At 67.0% G+C, this 16,068-nt stretch carries 10 protein-coding genes; 2 read left to right on the top strand and 8 right to left on the bottom strand.

Features of this window, described 5'->3' with window-relative positions:
* Window positions 1–5: 5 nt before the first annotated feature.
* Window positions 6–848, top strand: coding sequence for a class II fructose-bisphosphate aldolase (locus tag H7K45_RS13585; RefSeq protein WP_263996327.1), 843 nt, complete (start codon window positions 6–8; stop codon window positions 846–848).
* 13 nt (window positions 849–861) lie between these two features.
* Here H7K45_RS13585 and H7K45_RS13580 read toward each other — a convergent pair whose 3' ends face one another.
* The 5 genes from H7K45_RS13580 to H7K45_RS13560 are packed head-to-tail and all read right to left on the bottom strand — an operon-like array spanning window position 862 to window position 5,840.
* Complete coding sequence (locus H7K45_RS13580) at window positions 862–1,920, bottom strand: ABC transporter substrate-binding protein (RefSeq protein WP_263996326.1); 1,059 nt, start codon at window positions 1,918–1,920, stop codon at window positions 862–864.
* On the bottom strand, window positions 1,917–3,026 hold the full coding sequence (locus H7K45_RS13575) for an ABC transporter permease (RefSeq protein ID WP_263996325.1): 1,110 nt from the start codon (window positions 3,024–3,026) through the stop codon (window positions 1,917–1,919). Before H7K45_RS13575 ends, H7K45_RS13580 begins: the two co-directional genes overlap by 4 nt.
* Window positions 3,023–3,787 (bottom strand): ATP-binding cassette domain-containing protein, encoded by a 765-nt coding sequence (locus tag H7K45_RS13570; protein ID WP_263996324.1) that lies wholly within the window; start codon window positions 3,785–3,787, stop codon window positions 3,023–3,025. Before H7K45_RS13570 ends, H7K45_RS13575 begins: the two co-directional genes overlap by 4 nt.
* On the bottom strand, window positions 3,784–4,818 hold the full coding sequence (locus H7K45_RS13565; RefSeq protein WP_263996323.1) for a class I mannose-6-phosphate isomerase: 1,035 nt from the start codon (window positions 4,816–4,818) through the stop codon (window positions 3,784–3,786). The genes H7K45_RS13570 and H7K45_RS13565 overlap by 4 nt, the downstream gene beginning before the upstream one ends.
* Window positions 4,815–5,840 (bottom strand): zinc-dependent alcohol dehydrogenase family protein, encoded by a 1,026-nt coding sequence (locus H7K45_RS13560; protein ID WP_263996322.1) that lies wholly within the window; start codon window positions 5,838–5,840, stop codon window positions 4,815–4,817. The genes H7K45_RS13565 and H7K45_RS13560 overlap by 4 nt, the downstream gene beginning before the upstream one ends.
* 173 nt (window positions 5,841–6,013) lie before the next feature.
* Here H7K45_RS13560 and H7K45_RS13555 point away from each other — a divergent pair, with 173 nt between their 5' ends.
* On the top strand, window positions 6,014–7,021 hold the full coding sequence (locus tag H7K45_RS13555; RefSeq protein ID WP_263996321.1) for a LacI family DNA-binding transcriptional regulator: 1,008 nt from the start codon (window positions 6,014–6,016) through the stop codon (window positions 7,019–7,021).
* Window positions 7,022–7,142: 121 nt separating this feature from the next.
* On the opposite strand, the gene H7K45_RS13550 is transcribed toward H7K45_RS13555, so the two are convergent.
* The 3 genes from H7K45_RS13550 to rpoB form a co-directional block, all read right to left on the bottom strand.
* Window positions 7,143–8,012, bottom strand: coding sequence for a type IV toxin-antitoxin system AbiEi family antitoxin domain-containing protein (locus H7K45_RS13550; protein ID WP_263996320.1), 870 nt, complete (start codon window positions 8,010–8,012; stop codon window positions 7,143–7,145).
* 200 nt (window positions 8,013–8,212) lie between these two features.
* Window positions 8,213–12,163 (bottom strand): DNA-directed RNA polymerase subunit beta', encoded by a 3,951-nt coding sequence (locus H7K45_RS13545; protein ID WP_263996319.1) that lies wholly within the window; start codon window positions 12,161–12,163, stop codon window positions 8,213–8,215.
* Window positions 12,164–12,237: 74 nt separating this feature from the next.
* Entirely contained in the window at window positions 12,238–15,741 is a 3,504-nt protein-coding gene (rpoB, locus tag H7K45_RS13540) for a DNA-directed RNA polymerase subunit beta (RefSeq protein ID WP_372512536.1), read from the bottom strand.
* Window positions 15,742–16,068 lie beyond the last annotated feature (327 nt).

The following is a 16,068-nucleotide window of genomic DNA, read 5'->3' as shown; positions in this document are numbered from 1 at the left end:
CCCCAATGCCGCTGGTCACCACGGCCGAACTGCTGCGCACGGCCGTCGCCAACGGCGGTGGCGTGGCGGCGTTCAACGTCGTCACCCTCGAACACGGGGAGGGCATCGTGGCCGGCGCGCAGCGTGCCGGCGCGCCGGTCATCGTGCAGGTCAGCGAGAACACCGTGGCGTTCCACGGTTCGCTACGCCCGGTCAGTGCCGCGCTCGCGGCCTTGGCGGCCGACGCCGCCGTCCCCGTCGGCCTGCACCTCGACCACGTCGAGGCACCGCATCTGTGGGATCAGGCGGGCACCTGCGGCTACTCCTCGGTGATGGTCGACGGCGGCGCCCTGCCGTACGACCGCAACGTCGCCGTCACCGCCGAGGCCACCACCGGGCTGCACGCTCAGGGCCTGGCCGTCGAGGCCGAACTCGGCTACGTCGGCGGCAAGGACACCCAGGTGACGAGCGCCCACGCTCCCGGGGTGCGCACCGACCCCGCGCAGGCGGCCGAGTTCGTCGCCGCCACCGGGGTGGACGCCCTCGCCGTCGCGGTCGGCAGCTCACACGCCATGACCACGCAGACCGCCGAGCTCGACCTCGAACTCATTGGGGCGCTGCGTGATGCGCTCACCGTGCCGTTGGTGCTGCACGGCTCCTCGGGGGTGCCCGACGACGCGCTGCGCGCCGCGGTGCGGGCCGGCATCGTCAAGGTCAACGTCGGGACGGCGTTGAACGTCGCCTACACCGGTGCGGTGCGGTCCGCTCTGGCTGCCGACGACGCCGTCGACCCCCGCAAGGCCCTGCGGTCGGCACGCACGGCCGTCGCCGACGCCGTCGCCCACCTGCTCGACGTCGTCAGCCACTAGCCTCAGTTCGGGCTCAGCAGTTCGACTTGTACGCCGCGGCGCCACCCGGTCCGTCGAGATTGTCCTTGGTGATGATGGTGAACCCGGTCTGCACGTTGGGCGTGCTCTTGCCGCCGTCCAGCGCGGTCACCGCTTCGTCGACGCCGAATCTGCCGATGGCACCGGGATCTTGGGCGACGAGGGCCTGCACGGTGCCTTCCCGCAGCGCTTGAATCTGGTTGGGGCCGGCGTCGAACCCGACCACCTGCACCTGCCCGCTCTTGCCCGCCTGCTTGATGCCGGTGGCCGAGCCCTCGGCGCTGAACAGGTTCACCGCGAACACGCCGACCAGATCGGGGTCACGCTGAAGCTGCGCACCGATCAGCTGCGCCGCGGTCGCGGGATCGTTGTGGCTGTACTGCACGCCGACGTAGTTGAACTTCGGGTCGGCCTTGACGGCGTCCTCGAAACCCTTGGCGCGCGCGTCGGTGGTCGAGACGCCGGGCTCCAAGCCCATCACCATGACCTTGCCGCCGTCGGGGTGCAGCTGCTTGATGGCGTCGAACGCCGCCGCGCCGCCACCCTCGTTGTCGCTCGAGATCGCCGACGTGGCAAAGGACGGGTCGGCGGTCGTGGTGTCGACGAGGATCACCTTGATGCCCGCCGCGGCGGCCTGCTGCAGCGGCTGCTGCATGGCCTGAACGTCGGTGGGGGCCACCAGAAGTGCGTCGGGCTTGCTGGCCACGATCGAATCGAGGATTGGCTTCTGCAGTGTCGGGTCGAACTTCTGCGGGCCCTGGGTGTTCACCTTCACGCCCAGCTTGGCTGCCTCGTCCTGCGCACCGCACTGCATGGTGATGTAGAACTGGTCGCCGACCACGCCTTGCAACAGCGCGATGTCGTACTCCTTGCTGGCCTTGGGCGGCGCGGTCACGGTGGTGACCGCCGCCTGCGGGGAGGCCGACGACGAGGCGGCAGATCCGCCGGTCGAGGTACCGCTCGGTTCGGATTGGGGCTTGGACGACGTGCACGCGGCCATCGGCAACGCGAGCGTCATGACGCTGGCGACGAACACGAGACGGTTTCGCTTCATGAACTTTCCCTTCGTTGTGGACCTCGCGGAGACCCCCTGCGGTTGAGGAGGTTTCGAGAACGTGCACTGCGCATGGCGGCCGCCCGCCGGGACTGGTCGACGTAGACGGCGGCGATCAACACCGAACCGACCGCGACGCCTTGCCAGTACGGCTGGACACCGATGATGACGAAACCCGACTGCAGCACCGCCGGGATGAACAGGCCGACCAGAGTGCCGAAGACCGTGCCCTCACCACCGAAGATCGACGTGCCGCCGATGACGACCGCGGCGATCACGTTGAGGTTCGTCAGCGACTGGCCCGCGATCGTCGTCGTGCCGTACTGGGCCAGCGACAGCAGCGCACCGAACCCGGCCAGGGTGCCCGCCAGCGCGTAGACGGCGATCAGGTGGCGGGTCACCTTGATGCCGGTCCGGCGGGCCGCCTCCTGGTTGGAGCCGATGGCGTAGGTGTAGCGACCGAACCTCGTCTTATGCAGAAGGATCGCACCCAGGATCACCACGATCAGGGCCACGAATGGCAAGCCGGGGATGCCGAGCACCTTGATGTAGGCGCTGAAGTCGGTGAGTTCGGTTGGCACCGAACGGATGTCGATTCCCCCGGTGAGCACCTGCGCCAAACCCAGCGCCACCGAGAGCGTTCCAAGCGTCACGATCAGCGCCGGCACCCTCGCCTTGGCGACCAGGACGCCGTTGACCGCGCCCCAGGCCGTGCCGCTGAGCACGGCGGCAACCAGACCGGCTGCGGCGACACCGGGGCCGTTGCCGCCCATCGCCGCCATCACCTTCGCCGCCACGACCGACGAGAACACCAGCACCGATCCGACGGACAGGTCGATGCCCGAGGTGATGATGACGAACGTCATGCCAACGCCGAGCACCGCCCAGACCGCCACGTTCTGCGACATCAGCGAGAAGTTGCCCGCGGAGAGGAAACGGTCTCCGGCGACGATCGAGAACGCGATGCAGATGACGATCAGCACCCCGAGGATCCAGATCGCCTGCAGGCTCAGCAGACGCTTGACGAGCGACTCGTCGCCGCCTTCCGGCGCCGCGACGGCCACCGTCGACTGACTCGCGCCGCCGACGCGCGATCCACTCGTCATGCCGCCCCTTCCCTTCCGTCGAGCGCACCGGTCATGGCGCCCACCAACGTCTCCACCGTGGTGTCGCCTCCGCGGTAGGTGGCCACGCGACGGCCAAGGCGCAGCACCTGGATGCGATCGCAGATCTCCAGCACGTGCGGCATGGAATGGCTGATGAACACCACCGCGATGCCCTTGTCGCGCACGCGTTTCACCGATTCGAGCACGTTCTTGGTCTGCACGACGCCCAGGGCCGCGGTCGGCTCGTCGAGGATGACGACCTTGTCCGCCCATGCGATGGCGCGGGCAATGGCAATGCCCTGGCGCTGCCCGCCGGACATCGACCCGACGGGGGTGTTGAGTGAACTCACCGTCGCCCCCAGCTCCGCGAACGACGCGGCGGCCTGGCGGCGCATCTCCTTCTCGTCCATGAAGCCCAACCGGCCGAGCAGTCCCTTGCGGTCCAGTTCCCGGCCGAGGAAGACGTTCTGGACGGGGTTCAGGTGCGGCGCGAGCGCGAGATCCTGGTACACGACTTCGATCCCGAGGTCGTTGGCCTCGCGCGGACTGGTCAGCCGCACCGGGGAGCCGTCGAAGTAGATCTCCCCCTCGTCGAGTTCGAGGCTGCCCGAGAGCGCCTTGATGAGCGTCGACTTGCCGGCACCGTTGTCCCCGATGAGTCCGACCACCTCACCGGCCTGGACGTCGAAGTCGGCGCCGTCGAGCGCGCGGACGTGGCCGAAGCTACGGGAGATGCCCCGCGCCTCCAGCAGTGCGGTCACGAGTTGCCTCCCAGGGGGTTTCGAGGTCGTGGCGGCCAGGTGGTGCCTGGCCCGCAGACGAGCAGGGTCAGGTCGCCGTCGACGCGCCACCGCCCGGCGGCGGCCGGGACGACGAGGGTCTCCCCGGCCGTCAGTGGCAGCGGTTCGGCGCGGTCGGCGGTCAGCGTGCCGTCCCCCGTCAACACCACCGCGACGGCGAAACCGGCTGCCACGTCCGCCCCGGCGGTAACGAGGACCATCCGAAAGAAGGGGTTCGCCTCGACGGGCAGCGCGTCGACCACCTCGGCGGGGGCGCCCGTCGCGTGGCGTCGAAGCCGATCGGGATCGCCGACTGCATCGAGGTCGACGACGGACAACGCGACGTCGCGGTCGAGTCCGAGGAACACCTCTGCGTCGGACGCGTCGGTGTTGGTGCGTTCCAACAGAATCGACTGGTCGGTCGGCTCCTGGGCCTCGATCAGCAGGATGCCGGCGCCGATGGCATGGGGAACGCCGCCGGGCACCAGGACCCCGTCACCCGGGGCGACGGGGATGCGGTGCATGAGCGACAGCATGGCTTCGGCGTCCTGGGCGCTGACGAGGTCGCGCACGCGCTCCTGCGTCACGGGCTCACGCCATCCCACCCAGACCGCGGCGTCCGGACCGGCGTCGAGTACGTACCAGGCTTCGGTCTTGCCGTAGGCACACCCGAGGTGACGGGTGGCGTAGTCCCGGGTGGGGTGCACGTGTACGGGCAGGCGTTGGCCGGCGTCGAGGAGTTTGACGAGCACGCCGGTGTCGCCGGGGGCCGCGTCGGTGCGGCCCACCCAGCCCTCGGGGTCTGCGCGCACGGCGTCGACCAGGCGGGTGCCGTCGGCGAGCGCGGCCGGGCCGTGGTCGGCGTCGCCGAAGCGGGCGACGGTTGCTCCGATCCACTCCTCCGGTGAGCGGGTCCCCACCGGGGCCAGCCCCCGCCAGGCCGCCAATGCGGGGCCGCCGGCATACCAGTGCTCGATGACGTTGGGCGGCAACACTTGTGGACGCGGAATCACAGCTCGATCACCACCTTGTGGGCAGCGGAGTCCCCGCGCAGCGTCTGCAGCGCGCGACCGTAGTCGTCGAGGCCGAAGCGATGGGTGATGAGGCCGTTGGTGCGCACCCGTCCGCCACGCAGCGCGTCGATGGCTGCGCCGAAGGACGTCATCTCCGCGAAGGATCCCCTGATGGTGATCTCGCGGCGGAACACGTCGAAGGGGTGAAAGCGGACCAGGTCGTCTGCGCGGGTGACGCCGTAGATCAGCACCGTGCCCCCACGTCGGGTCAGCGGCACGCAGATGTCGCCGACCACCGGCGACCCGGTGGCTTCGACGACGGCGTCGTACCCATCCCCGTGGGGGGAAGCCGCCAGCAGCGTGGCGATGTTGGCGTCGGGATCGTCGCGCGCAATCCGCACGGTCGCGTCGACGCCGAGACCGCGTGCGGTGTCGAGCTTGAACCGACTGGGTCCGGCGACGGTGACCGACGATGCGCCACCGGCGGCGATCAGTTGTGCCAGAAGCAGTCCCGTCGGGCCCGCGCCCAGCACCAGTGCGCTCCCGCCGGGCCGCATCTGCAGCGATTCCAGGCCGTGCATGGCGCACGACGTCGGCTCGCAGAACACCGCGGTGTCCTTGTCCAGGCCCTCGGCCGAGAAGACCAGCGTGTGCTCGGCGATCGCGTACTCGGCGAAGAAGCCGGGAAAGTTGCTGCCAAAACCCAACATCGCCTCGCACTGCCCGAGTCGGCCGGCCAGACAGTACGGGCACTGCCCGCAGTAGACGTTCGGGTTGACGGTGACCTGTTCGCCGAGCCGGAAACGGGTGACCCCGTCACCGAGTTGGTAGACGACGCCGACCACTTCGTGACCGGGGATGAGCGGGAACACCGCGCCGAACTCGCCCTCGTGGATGTGTAGATCGGTGCCGCACACCCCGACCTGGTCGACCTTGATGCGCACCTGTCCGGGCCCGGCGTCAGGTGTGGGCACCTCGGTCACCGACCACGTCTTGGGGCCTTCGTAGAACACGGCCTTCATTGGTCGGCTCCGCCTCTTCCTACGTCGTTGCTGTTACCTGCGTCACTCCCGCAACCGCTTCGACGCGTGACGGTACGCTCTTTCAAGCGCCATGTCACCGGTGTCAGAAAAACGAACGCGCTTTGTCTGACATCGATGACATACTGTGCCGACCCGAACCGGGAGGACGGCACATGGCGACGATGCGCGACGTGGCAACGCGCGCTGGCGTGAGCGCGAAAACCGTGTCCCGCGTGGTCAACAACGACCGCTACGTGTCCACCGAGGTGCGGCAGCGCGTCGAGCAGGCGATCGAGGAACTCAAGTACGTCCCGAACATGCTGGCGGTGACGTTTCGCACCGGCCGGGACGCGGCCATCGGAGTGGCGGTGCCCGGTGTTGCAGACCCGTTCTTCGCCGGCATCATCAGCGCGGTCGAGCGCGAAGCGAGCCGCCGCGGCGTCGCCGTGATCGTGACCAGCGTGGGGTGGGAGCCGTCGCACGAACAGCAGTCGATCGAGGCGCTGCTGCACCGCCGGGTCGCCGGCATGATCATCTGTCCCGTCGGCCCCGACATGTCGTTCCTGCGACCCTGGCAGGCGCGCGCTCCGCTGGTGTTCGTCGACCGCATGCCGGGCAAGCTCGTGGCTGACGCCGTCGTTCAGGACGACGTGGGCGGCGGGCGACAGGCGGCGGCGCATCTGGTCGAGCATGGGCACCGTGCGGTCGCCTTCATCGGCGACGACGTCGTCACGGGAGTCCTTCGCCTGCGGGGGTGCCGCGAGGCACTGGTCGACGCGGGTCTGTCCCTGCCCGACGGACTCGTCCACCTCGGCGACGTTGACTCCGACAGCGTCACCGCCGCGCTGCGCCGAATCCTGGCCGAGCCCGACCCGCCGACGGCGGTGTTCTCCTCCAACGCCCGCTGCACGGTGTCGGTGGTGTCGGCGCTGCAGGCCTTGGGCCGCACCGACGTGGCGGTCATCGGCTTCGGCGACTTTCCCACCGCCGCGGCCTTGCGCCCGGCGATCACGGTGATCAACCAGGACGGTGACGAGATGGGGCGCTTCGCCGTGCAGCGCCTCTTCGACCGCCTCGACGACCCCGACCGCAAGATGCGACGACGCACGGTGCTGCCCGTCTCACTGGTGACGCGGGCGTCGTGCGCCATGCCGGCCGACGCCGTCCCCGCCGGCCACTAGCCCCCTCCCCCGCGCCCCCCACCCCCTCCATACCTGCGGCACCCCCACCACCCCGCGAGCAGACGCAAAAGTGCGCGACACGCCGACTGCCACCGCAACTTTGCGGCTGCTCGCCGAGGAATTAGGCGGCCGACAGGTGGCTTGCGATCCGCGCCACCAGTTCCCCTGGCCATCGACGAACGTCGTCCACGACCAAAGGAACGACGCGATAGCCGCATTCTTGCAAGCGCGCGGTCTTCATCCTGTCGTGTCGCAGGGCCTCAGGCGACGCGTGCCACTGCATGCTGTCGTACTCGGCAACCAACTTGCTTGCCGACCAGAGGAAGTCGGCCCGCCAGAGCGCGCCGCCGCGGTCGACGATCTCGCTTTGCAATTCGGGCAGCGGCAACCCGCCGTCGATGAAGACCAACCGCGCTTCGCTCTCCATCGGAGACTCGGCACGACCGTCGGCGTGCTCCAAGAGGTCCCTCGCGCGAACGATTCCGCGTCGGCCCCCTTGCCGCGCAATCGCAACGCGAAGGTCCGCGACCGTACATGTGCCGGAGCGCAGCGCAGCGTCGAGAACGGCGAGAGCGCGAGGTGGGCGCAAAGTCCTTGCCATCTCGACTGCGGTCCAGGCCGGTGCCGTCGCCAATCGGCTACCCACCCTGCGCAATGGCCCTCCCACCCGCTGGTGCACCATCACCGAGGCGTTGGGGCGCATGCGAATTCCCGGATCCACGACATGGACGCGGTCGTCATTCTCGATGTCGAAGCCATACAGCGCTGCCGCCGTGTTCATGCATGCGACGAGCTGTCGGCCGGTCATCAAGTCGAATGCAGCGAGCCGACCTTCGAGATCAGGCGGTCTCAGTGCGTAGACGCCGTGACACACCCGAACGATCGCCCCAGCCTCTACGTAGAGCGCCAACGTCCTGGCGTTCAGGGATGACGCGAGATCAGCCGTCGTGGCCAGACCGCTGCGCGCGCCAAATACCTCGTCGAGGTCCATCGTTCGATGCTGACGTGCCAATCGTCGAAGCGACAGAGCACCTCGGCAATTTGGGGATCAACTCGCCACTGTGGATGGCCGAGCAGTCGCAAACCTGCCGACATCAGCGGCGTGTCGCGCATCTTTGCGACTGCTCGCGGCAAACGGAGACTGGGACGCAAAAGGGCCCCGGCCGAAGCCGGGGCCCTTTCACACAGTGACTAGCGGTAGTCGCTGAATCCGTAATCGTCCAGCGGCACGGCCTGGCCGGCACCCTGACCGAAGTCGGGGCTGTAGTACTGATCCTCGTAGGACGGGATCGTGTACGCCGCGGCGCGGGCTTCCTCGGTGGGCTGCACCTGGATGTCCCGGTAGCGGGCGATACCCGTACCGGCCGGGATCAGCTTGCCGATGATCACGTTCTCCTTCAGACCGTTGAGCCGGTCGCTGCGGCAGTTGATCGCCGCATCGGTCAGCACTCGCGTGGTCTCCTGGAACGACGCCGCCGACAACCAGGAATCGGTCGCAAGCGAGGCCTTCGTGATGCCCATCAGCACCGGACGCCCGGCGGCGGGCTCGAGGCCCTCTGCCACCACGCGACGGTTGGCCGATTCGAACTCCGCACGCTCGGTCAACGAACCGGGCAGGAATTCCGTTGCGCCCGAATCGATCACCGTGACGCGACGCAGCATCTGCCGGACGATCACCTCGATGTGCTTGTCGTGGATCGACACACCCTGAGCGCGGTAGACCTCCTGGACCTCCTTGACGAGGTGGATCTGCACCTCGCGGGGGCCCTGGACGCGCAGCACCTCGTGCGGGTTGGCCGAGCCTTCCATCAGCTGCTGGCCCACCTCCACGTGGTCACCGTCGGCCAGGAGACGCTCCGAGCCGTCCTCGTGCTTGAACACCTTCAGGCGCTGACGACGGGTGAGCTTGTCGTAGACGACTTCCTCGCCACCGTCGTCCGGCACGATCGTCATCTTGTAGAACTTCTCGCCCACTTCGATGCTGATCCGGCCGGTGACGTCCGCGATCGGAGCGGTGTTGCGAGGCACGCGGGCCTCGAACAGCTCCTGCACGCGAGGAAGACCACCGGTGATGTCCTCACCGACGCCGCCCTCCTGCTTGAACGTACGCATGGTCAGCTGCGTGCCGGGCTCACCGATCGACTGTGCGGCGACGATGCCGACGGCCTCACCGATGTCGACCAGCTTGCCGGTGGCCATCGAGCGGCCGTAGCACGTGGCGCAGACGCCGGTGCCCGTCATGCAGGTCAGCACCGAACGCACCTTGACCTCGGTGATGCCCGCGGCCAACAGTGCGTCGATCGCCGGGTCGCCCAGATCGTGTCCACGCTCGACGATCACGTTGCCGTTGGCGTCGACCGCATCCACGGCCAGCGTCCGCGCGTACGTCGAGGTCTCGACGTGCGCGTCGCGGGTCAGGGTGCCGTCGGCCTCGACCTCGGCGATCGTGGTCATGATGCCGCGCTCGGTCTGGCAATCGTGCTCGCGCACGATGACGTCCTGCGACACGTCGACCAGACGACGGGTCAGGTAACCCGAGTCCGCCGTACGAAGGGCGGTGTCGGCCAGACCCTTTCGGGCGCTGTGCGTGTTGATGAAGTACTCCAACACGGTCAGGCCCTCACGGAAGGACGACTTGATCGGGCGCGGGATGAACTCACCCTTCGGGTTCGTCACCAGGCCCTTCATGCCGGCCAGTGTTCGCGTCTGGTTGAACGTACCGGTGGCACCGGAGTCGATCAGCTGAATGATCGAGTTGGACGCCGGGTAGTGGTCACGCAGTGCGTTACCGACCTCTTCCGTGGCTTCCTTCCAGATCTTGACCAACGCGTCGGTCCGCTCGACCTTCTCGAGCAGACCACGCTGGTACTTGCGCTCGATGGCGTCGGCCTGCTGCTCGTAACCGTCGAGGATCTGTGCCTTGTTCGGCGGCACCAGCACGTCGGCCATGGACACGGTGACACCCGAGCGAGTGGCCCAGTGGAAACCGGCGTCCTTGAGCTTGTCGACGGTCTGCGCGACGACGATCATCGGGTAGCGCTCGGCGAGATCGTTGATGATCGACGCCTGGACCTTCTTGTGCATCTGCTTGTTGACGAACGGATATCCGCGCGGCAGAAGCTCGTTGAAGAGCACGCGACCCAAGGTGGTGTCCGCCAACCAGGCGTCCCCCATCTTCCAGCCGTCGGGGAACTGAGCGGCTTCGACGTCGGCCGGCGGACGCAGGTGCGTCAACCGGACCTTGATCTTGGCCCGCACGCTCAGGGCGCCACGGTCGACGGCCATCTGCGCCTCGGCGGGCGAGCTGTACACGCCCGTCTCGGCCTGGTCGGTCGCCGCCGGGGTGGCCTCGCCGAGGTCCCCGTCGATCTCGGTGGTCAGGAAGAACAGACCGGTCACCATGTCCAGACGGGGCATGGCCAGCGGACGTCCCGACGCGGGCGAGAGGATGTTGTTCGACGACAGCATCAGGATGCGCGCCTCGGCCTGCGCCTCGGCGGACAGCGGCAGGTGAACTGCCATCTGGTCACCGTCGAAGTCGGCGTTGAACGCCTCACACACCAGCGGGTGCAGCTGAATGGCCTTGCCCTCGACCAACTGCGGCTCGAAGGCCTGGATGCCCAGGCGGTGCAGCGTTGGTGCGCGGTTCAGCAGCACGGGGTGCTCGGAGATGACCTCTTCGAGGACGTCCCACACCTGCGGGCGCTGACGCTCCACCATCCGCTTGGCGCTCTTGATGTTCTGCGCGTGGTTCAGGTCGACCAGACGCTTCATCACGAACGGCTTGAACAGCTCGAGTGCCATGAGCTTCGGCAGACCGCACTGGTGCAGCTTGAGCTGCGGGCCGACGACGATGACCGAACGGCCGGAGTAGTCGACGCGCTTGCCGAGCAGGTTCTGACGGAACCGACCCTGCTTGCCCTTCAACAGATCCGACAGCGACTTCAGCGGACGGTTGCCCGGCCCGGTGACGGGGCGGCCACGACGTCCGTTGTCGAACAGTGCGTCGACGGACTCCTGAAGCATGCGCTTCTCGTTGTTGACGATGATCTCGGGTGCACCGAGATCGATCAGTCGCTTCAACCGGTTGTTGCGGTTGATCACGCGGCGGTACAGGTCGTTCAGGTCGGAGGTGGCGAACCGGCCACCGTCGAGCTGAACCATCGGGCGCAGCTCCGGCGGGATCACCGGAACGGCGTCGAGCACCATGCCCATGGGCGAGTTGCGGTTCATCTGGAACGCCGCGACGACCTTCAGACGCTTGAGGGCGCGAAGCTTCTTCTGGCCCTTGCCGTTCTTGATGGTGTCGCGCAGGCTCTCGGCCTCGGCGTCGATGTCGAAGGTCTCGATGAGCTTCTTGATCGACTCCGCGCCCATGGCGCCCTGGAAGTACTCGCCGTACCGGTCGATGAGCTCGCGGTAGAGCACCTCGTCGACGATGAGCTGCTTGGGAGCCAGCTTGGTGAACGTGGTCCACACCTCGTCGAGGCGGTCCAGCTCGCGCTGGGCCCGGTCGCGGAGCTGACGCATTTCGCGCTCGCCGCCGTCACGGACCTTGCGACGGACGTCGGACTTGGCGCCGTCCTTCTCCAGCTCGGCCATGTCGGCTTCGAGCTTCTGCGCGCGCTCCTCCAGGTCGGCGTCACGCTGCGTCTCGACGGCCTTCTTCTCGACGACCATTTCGGCCTCGAGCGTCGACAGGTCGTTGTGGCGCTGCTCGTCGTCCACCGAGGTGATGACGTAGGCCGCGAAGTAGATGATCTTCTCGAGATCCTTCGGAGCCAGGTCGAGCAGGTAGCCCAGACGGCTGGGCACACCCTTGAAGTACCAGATGTGCGTGACCGGTGCGGCCAGTTCGATGTGGCCCATCCGCTCACGTCGCACCTTGGCGCGAGTCACCTCGACGCCGCAGCGCTCACAGACGATGCCCTTGAAGCGCACGCGCTTGTACTTGCCGCAGTAGCACTCCCAGTCGCGAGTCGGTCCGAAGATCTTCTCGCAGAACAGGCCGTCCTTCTCTGGCTTGAGCGTGCGGTAGTTGATGGTCTCCGGCTTCTTGACTTCGCCGTAGGACCAGTTGCGGATGTCGTCCGCAGTGGCAAGGCCAATGCGGAGTTCATCGAAGAAGTTGACGTCGAGCACGTAACTCCCTTTCCCCTTGCGGGACTAGATGACTATCAATCACATCGCGGGACGCGGAGTCCCCGAAAAAGCGGTTACGCAAGATCCTCGACCGACGGCGATTCGTTGCGGGACAAGTTGATTCCCAGGTTCGCGGCTGCGCGCTCCAGGTCCTCGTCGTCGCTGTCGCGCATCTCGATGGCGTGACCCTCCGAGGAGAGCACCTCCACGTTGAGGCACAGCGACTGGAGCTCCTTGAGCAACACCTTGAACGACTCCGGAATACCGGGTTCGGGGATGTTCTCGCCCTTGACGATTGCCTCGTAGACCTTCACGCGACCGACCGTGTCGTCGGACTTGATGGTCAGGAGCTCCTGCAGCGTGTACGCCGCGCCGTAGGCCTGCATGGCCCAGCACTCCATCTCACCGAATCGCTGACCACCGAACTGCGCCTTACCACCGAGCGGCTGCTGGGTGATCATCGAGTACGGACCGGTCGAGCGAGCGTGGATCTTGTCGTCCACCAAGTGGTGCAGCTTCAGGATGTACATGTAGCCGACCGTCACCGGGTACGGGAACGGTTCGCCACTGCGTCCGTCGAACAACTGCGACTTGCCCTCGGCGTTGACCATGACGTCACCGTCGCGGTTGGGCAGCGTGGCACCGAGCAGACCCTCGAGCTCGTTCTCCCGCGCACCGTCGAAGACGGGCGTGGAGACGATGCTGTCGGCCGGAGCCGAGAGCAGCTCGTCGGGCAGGTTCGCGGCCCACTCGGGCAGCTCGGCGTCTTCGCCGCCGGCCACCTGAATGTTCCAGCCTGCCTTGGCAACCCAGCCCAGGTGCGTCTCGAGGATCTGGCCGATGTTCATCCGTCGCGGCACACCGTGCGTGTTCAGGATGATGTCGACCGGCGTGCCGTCCGGCATGAACGGCATGTCCTCGATCGGCAGGATCTTGCCGATGACGCCCTTGTTGCCGTGGCGTCCGGCGAGCTTGTCGCCGTCGGAGATCTTGCGCTTCTGGGCCACGTAGACGCGGACCAGCTCGTTGACGCCGGCGGGCAGCTCGTCGTCCTCTTCGCGGGAGAACATCCGAACGCCGATGACCTTGCCGGACTCGCCGTGCGGCACCTTCAGGGAGGTGTCGCGAACCTCGCGGGCCTTCTCACCGAAGATGGCACGCAGCAGGCGCTCTTCCGGGGTCAGCTCGGTCTCGCCCTTGGGGGTGACCTTGCCGACCAGGATGTCGCCGTCGCGGACCTCGGCACCGATGCGGATGATGCCGCGCTCGTCGAGATCGGCCAGCACCTCGTCGGAGACGTTCGGGATGTCCCGGGTGATCTCCTCGGCGCCCAGCTTGGTGTCGCGGGCGTCGATCTCGTGCTCCTCGATGTGGATGGACGTCAGGACGTCCTCCTCGACCAGGCGCTGCGAGAGGATGATGGCGTCCTCGTAGTTGTGGCCTTCCCACGGCATGATCGCCACGAGCAGGTTCTTGCCGAGGGCCATTTCACCGTTCTCGGTGCAGGGTCCGTCGGCGAGGACCTGGCCGGCCTCGACCCGCTGACCGCTGTCCACGATCGGGCGCTGGTTGGCGCACGTGCCGTGGTTGGAGCGGGCGAACTTGCGCATCCGGTAGGTGTGCCGGGTGCCGTCGTCTGCCATCACGGTGATGTAGTCGGCGGACACCTCTTCGATGACACCGGCCTTGCTGGCGACGATGACGTCACCCGCGTCGATGGCGGCACGGAGCTCCATGCCGGTACCGACCAGAGGCGCCTCGCTGCGCACCAGCGGAACCGCCTGGCGCTGCATGTTGGCACCCATGAGGGCGCGGTTGGCGTCGTCGTGCTCGAGGAACGGGATCATGGCCGTGGCCACCGACACCATCTGGCGCGGCGAGACGTCCATGTAGTCCACGTCCATCGGCGAGACGTTCTCGACCTCGCCACCCTTACGACGGACGAGGATCTTCTCCTCGGTGAACCGGTTGTTCTCGTCGATCGGCGAGTTGGCCTGCGCTACGACGTAGCGGTCCTCTTCGTCGGCGGTGAGGTGGTTGATCTCGTCGGTGACGACGCCGTCGACGACCTTGCGGTACGGGGTCTCGATGAAGCCGAACGGGTTGACCCGCGCGTACACCGACAGCGAACCAATCAGGCCGATGTTCGGGCCTTCCGGGGTCTCGATCGGGCACATGCGGCCGTAGTGGCTGGAGTGCACGTCACGAACTTCGAGGCCGGCACGCTCACGGGACAGACCGCCCGGGCCCAGCGCCGACAGGCGGCGCTTGTGGGTCAGACCCGACAGCGGGTTGTTCTGGTCCATGAACTGCGACAGCTGCGAGGTTCCGAAGAACTCCTTGATCGCCGCCACGACGGGACGGATGTTGATCAAGGTCTGCGGCGTGATGGCCTCGACGTCCTGAGTCGTCATCCGCTCACGGACGACGCGCTCCATGCGGGACAGGCCGACGCGGATCTGATTCTGGATCAGCTCGCCGACCGTACGCAGACGACGGTTGCCGAAGTGGTCGATGTCGTCGACCTCGACGGGAACCTCGACGCCGCCGGGGGCGGTCATCGTGGTCTGGCCCTCGTGCAGGCGCACCAAGTACTCGATGGTGGCGACGATGTCCTCTTCGTTCAGCGTCGAGGACGTGATCGGCTGGCCCACGTTCAGGCCCAGCTTCTTGTTGACCTTGTAGCGGCCGACGCGGGCCAGGTCGTAGCGCTTCTCCTTGAAGAACAGGTTCTCCAGCAGGGTCTGCGCGGATTCCTTGGTGGGCGGCTCGCCCGGGCGCAGCTTGCGGTAGATGTCCAGCAGCGCCTCGTCGGGACCGGCGGTGCTGTCCTTCTCGAGGGTCGACATCATGATCTCGGAGAAGCCGAAGCGCTCGGTGATCTGCTCGCTGGTCCAGCCGAGTGCCTTCAGCAGCACGGTGACCGGCTGGCGGCGCTTGCGGTCGATGCGCACGCCGACGGTGGCGCGCTTGTCGACGTCGAACTCGAGCCAGGCGCCGCGGCCCGGGATGACCTTGACGCTCGTCAGGTCGTTCTCGGTGGCCTTGTCCTTCGACTTGTCGAAGTAGACGCCGGGCGAGCGCACCAGCTGGGACACGACGACACGCTCGGTGCCGTTGATGATGAAGGTGCCCTTCTCGGTCATCATGGGGAAGTCGCCCATGAAGACGGTCTGGCTCTTGATCTCGCCGGTGGTGTTGTTGATGAACTCCGCGGTGACGAACAGCGGCGCCGCGTAGGTCTGATCCTTCTCCTTGCAGTCGTCGACGGGTGCCTTGACCTCGTCGAACCGCGGATCGGAGAAGCTCAGCGAGAGCGTGCCCGCGAAGTCCTCGATCGGCGACAACTCCGTGAGGACCTCTTCGAGTCCGCCGACGGGGTTGACCTCGCCGCGCTCGAGAGCCTTCTCACGCCAGCTGTCGGAACCGATCAGCCATTCGAAGGAGTCCGTCTGCACGTCGAGCAGACCGGGAACCTCGAGCGGCTCGCGAAGCTTTGCGAAGGAAACTCTGTTAGGTGCTCCAGGAACGGAGTTGTTGGGGTTTTCTACTGACTTGCTCTGGCGAGAGACTGCCAAGATGCATCCTTCCAGCACCGGATGCGACGATCGGGTTGCCGGCCGAAGACCGGACCCTTGCCGCGTTATCTGCGTTAGGTTCGGCTGGCGTTCTCAAGCCTGAATCTCGGCCCAGAGGCACACCACTAGGTCACTGAGCAGGGCTCAGGCTAGGACGGTGACGAGCAGGGCGGATGAGGGTGGGCAGGATGCAGCCAGCGCAACGTCCAACACTAGCGCAGAACGGCGCATTCCTCAACCACGGCATGGTATGTGCTCCGGCGCTGGCTGGCGACTGGAACTTTCTCAACCCTCGAGTACATGCTGACCAACAGACTGGCCCGGTTT

The sequence above is a fragment of the Mycobacterium yunnanensis genome, assembly GCF_025823185.1.
Lineage (GTDB): Bacteria > Actinomycetota > Actinomycetes > Mycobacteriales > Mycobacteriaceae > Mycobacterium > Mycobacterium yunnanensis.
The sequence above is the reverse complement of the archived record's forward strand: the minus strand, read 5'-3'. Positions and strand labels throughout refer to the sequence as shown.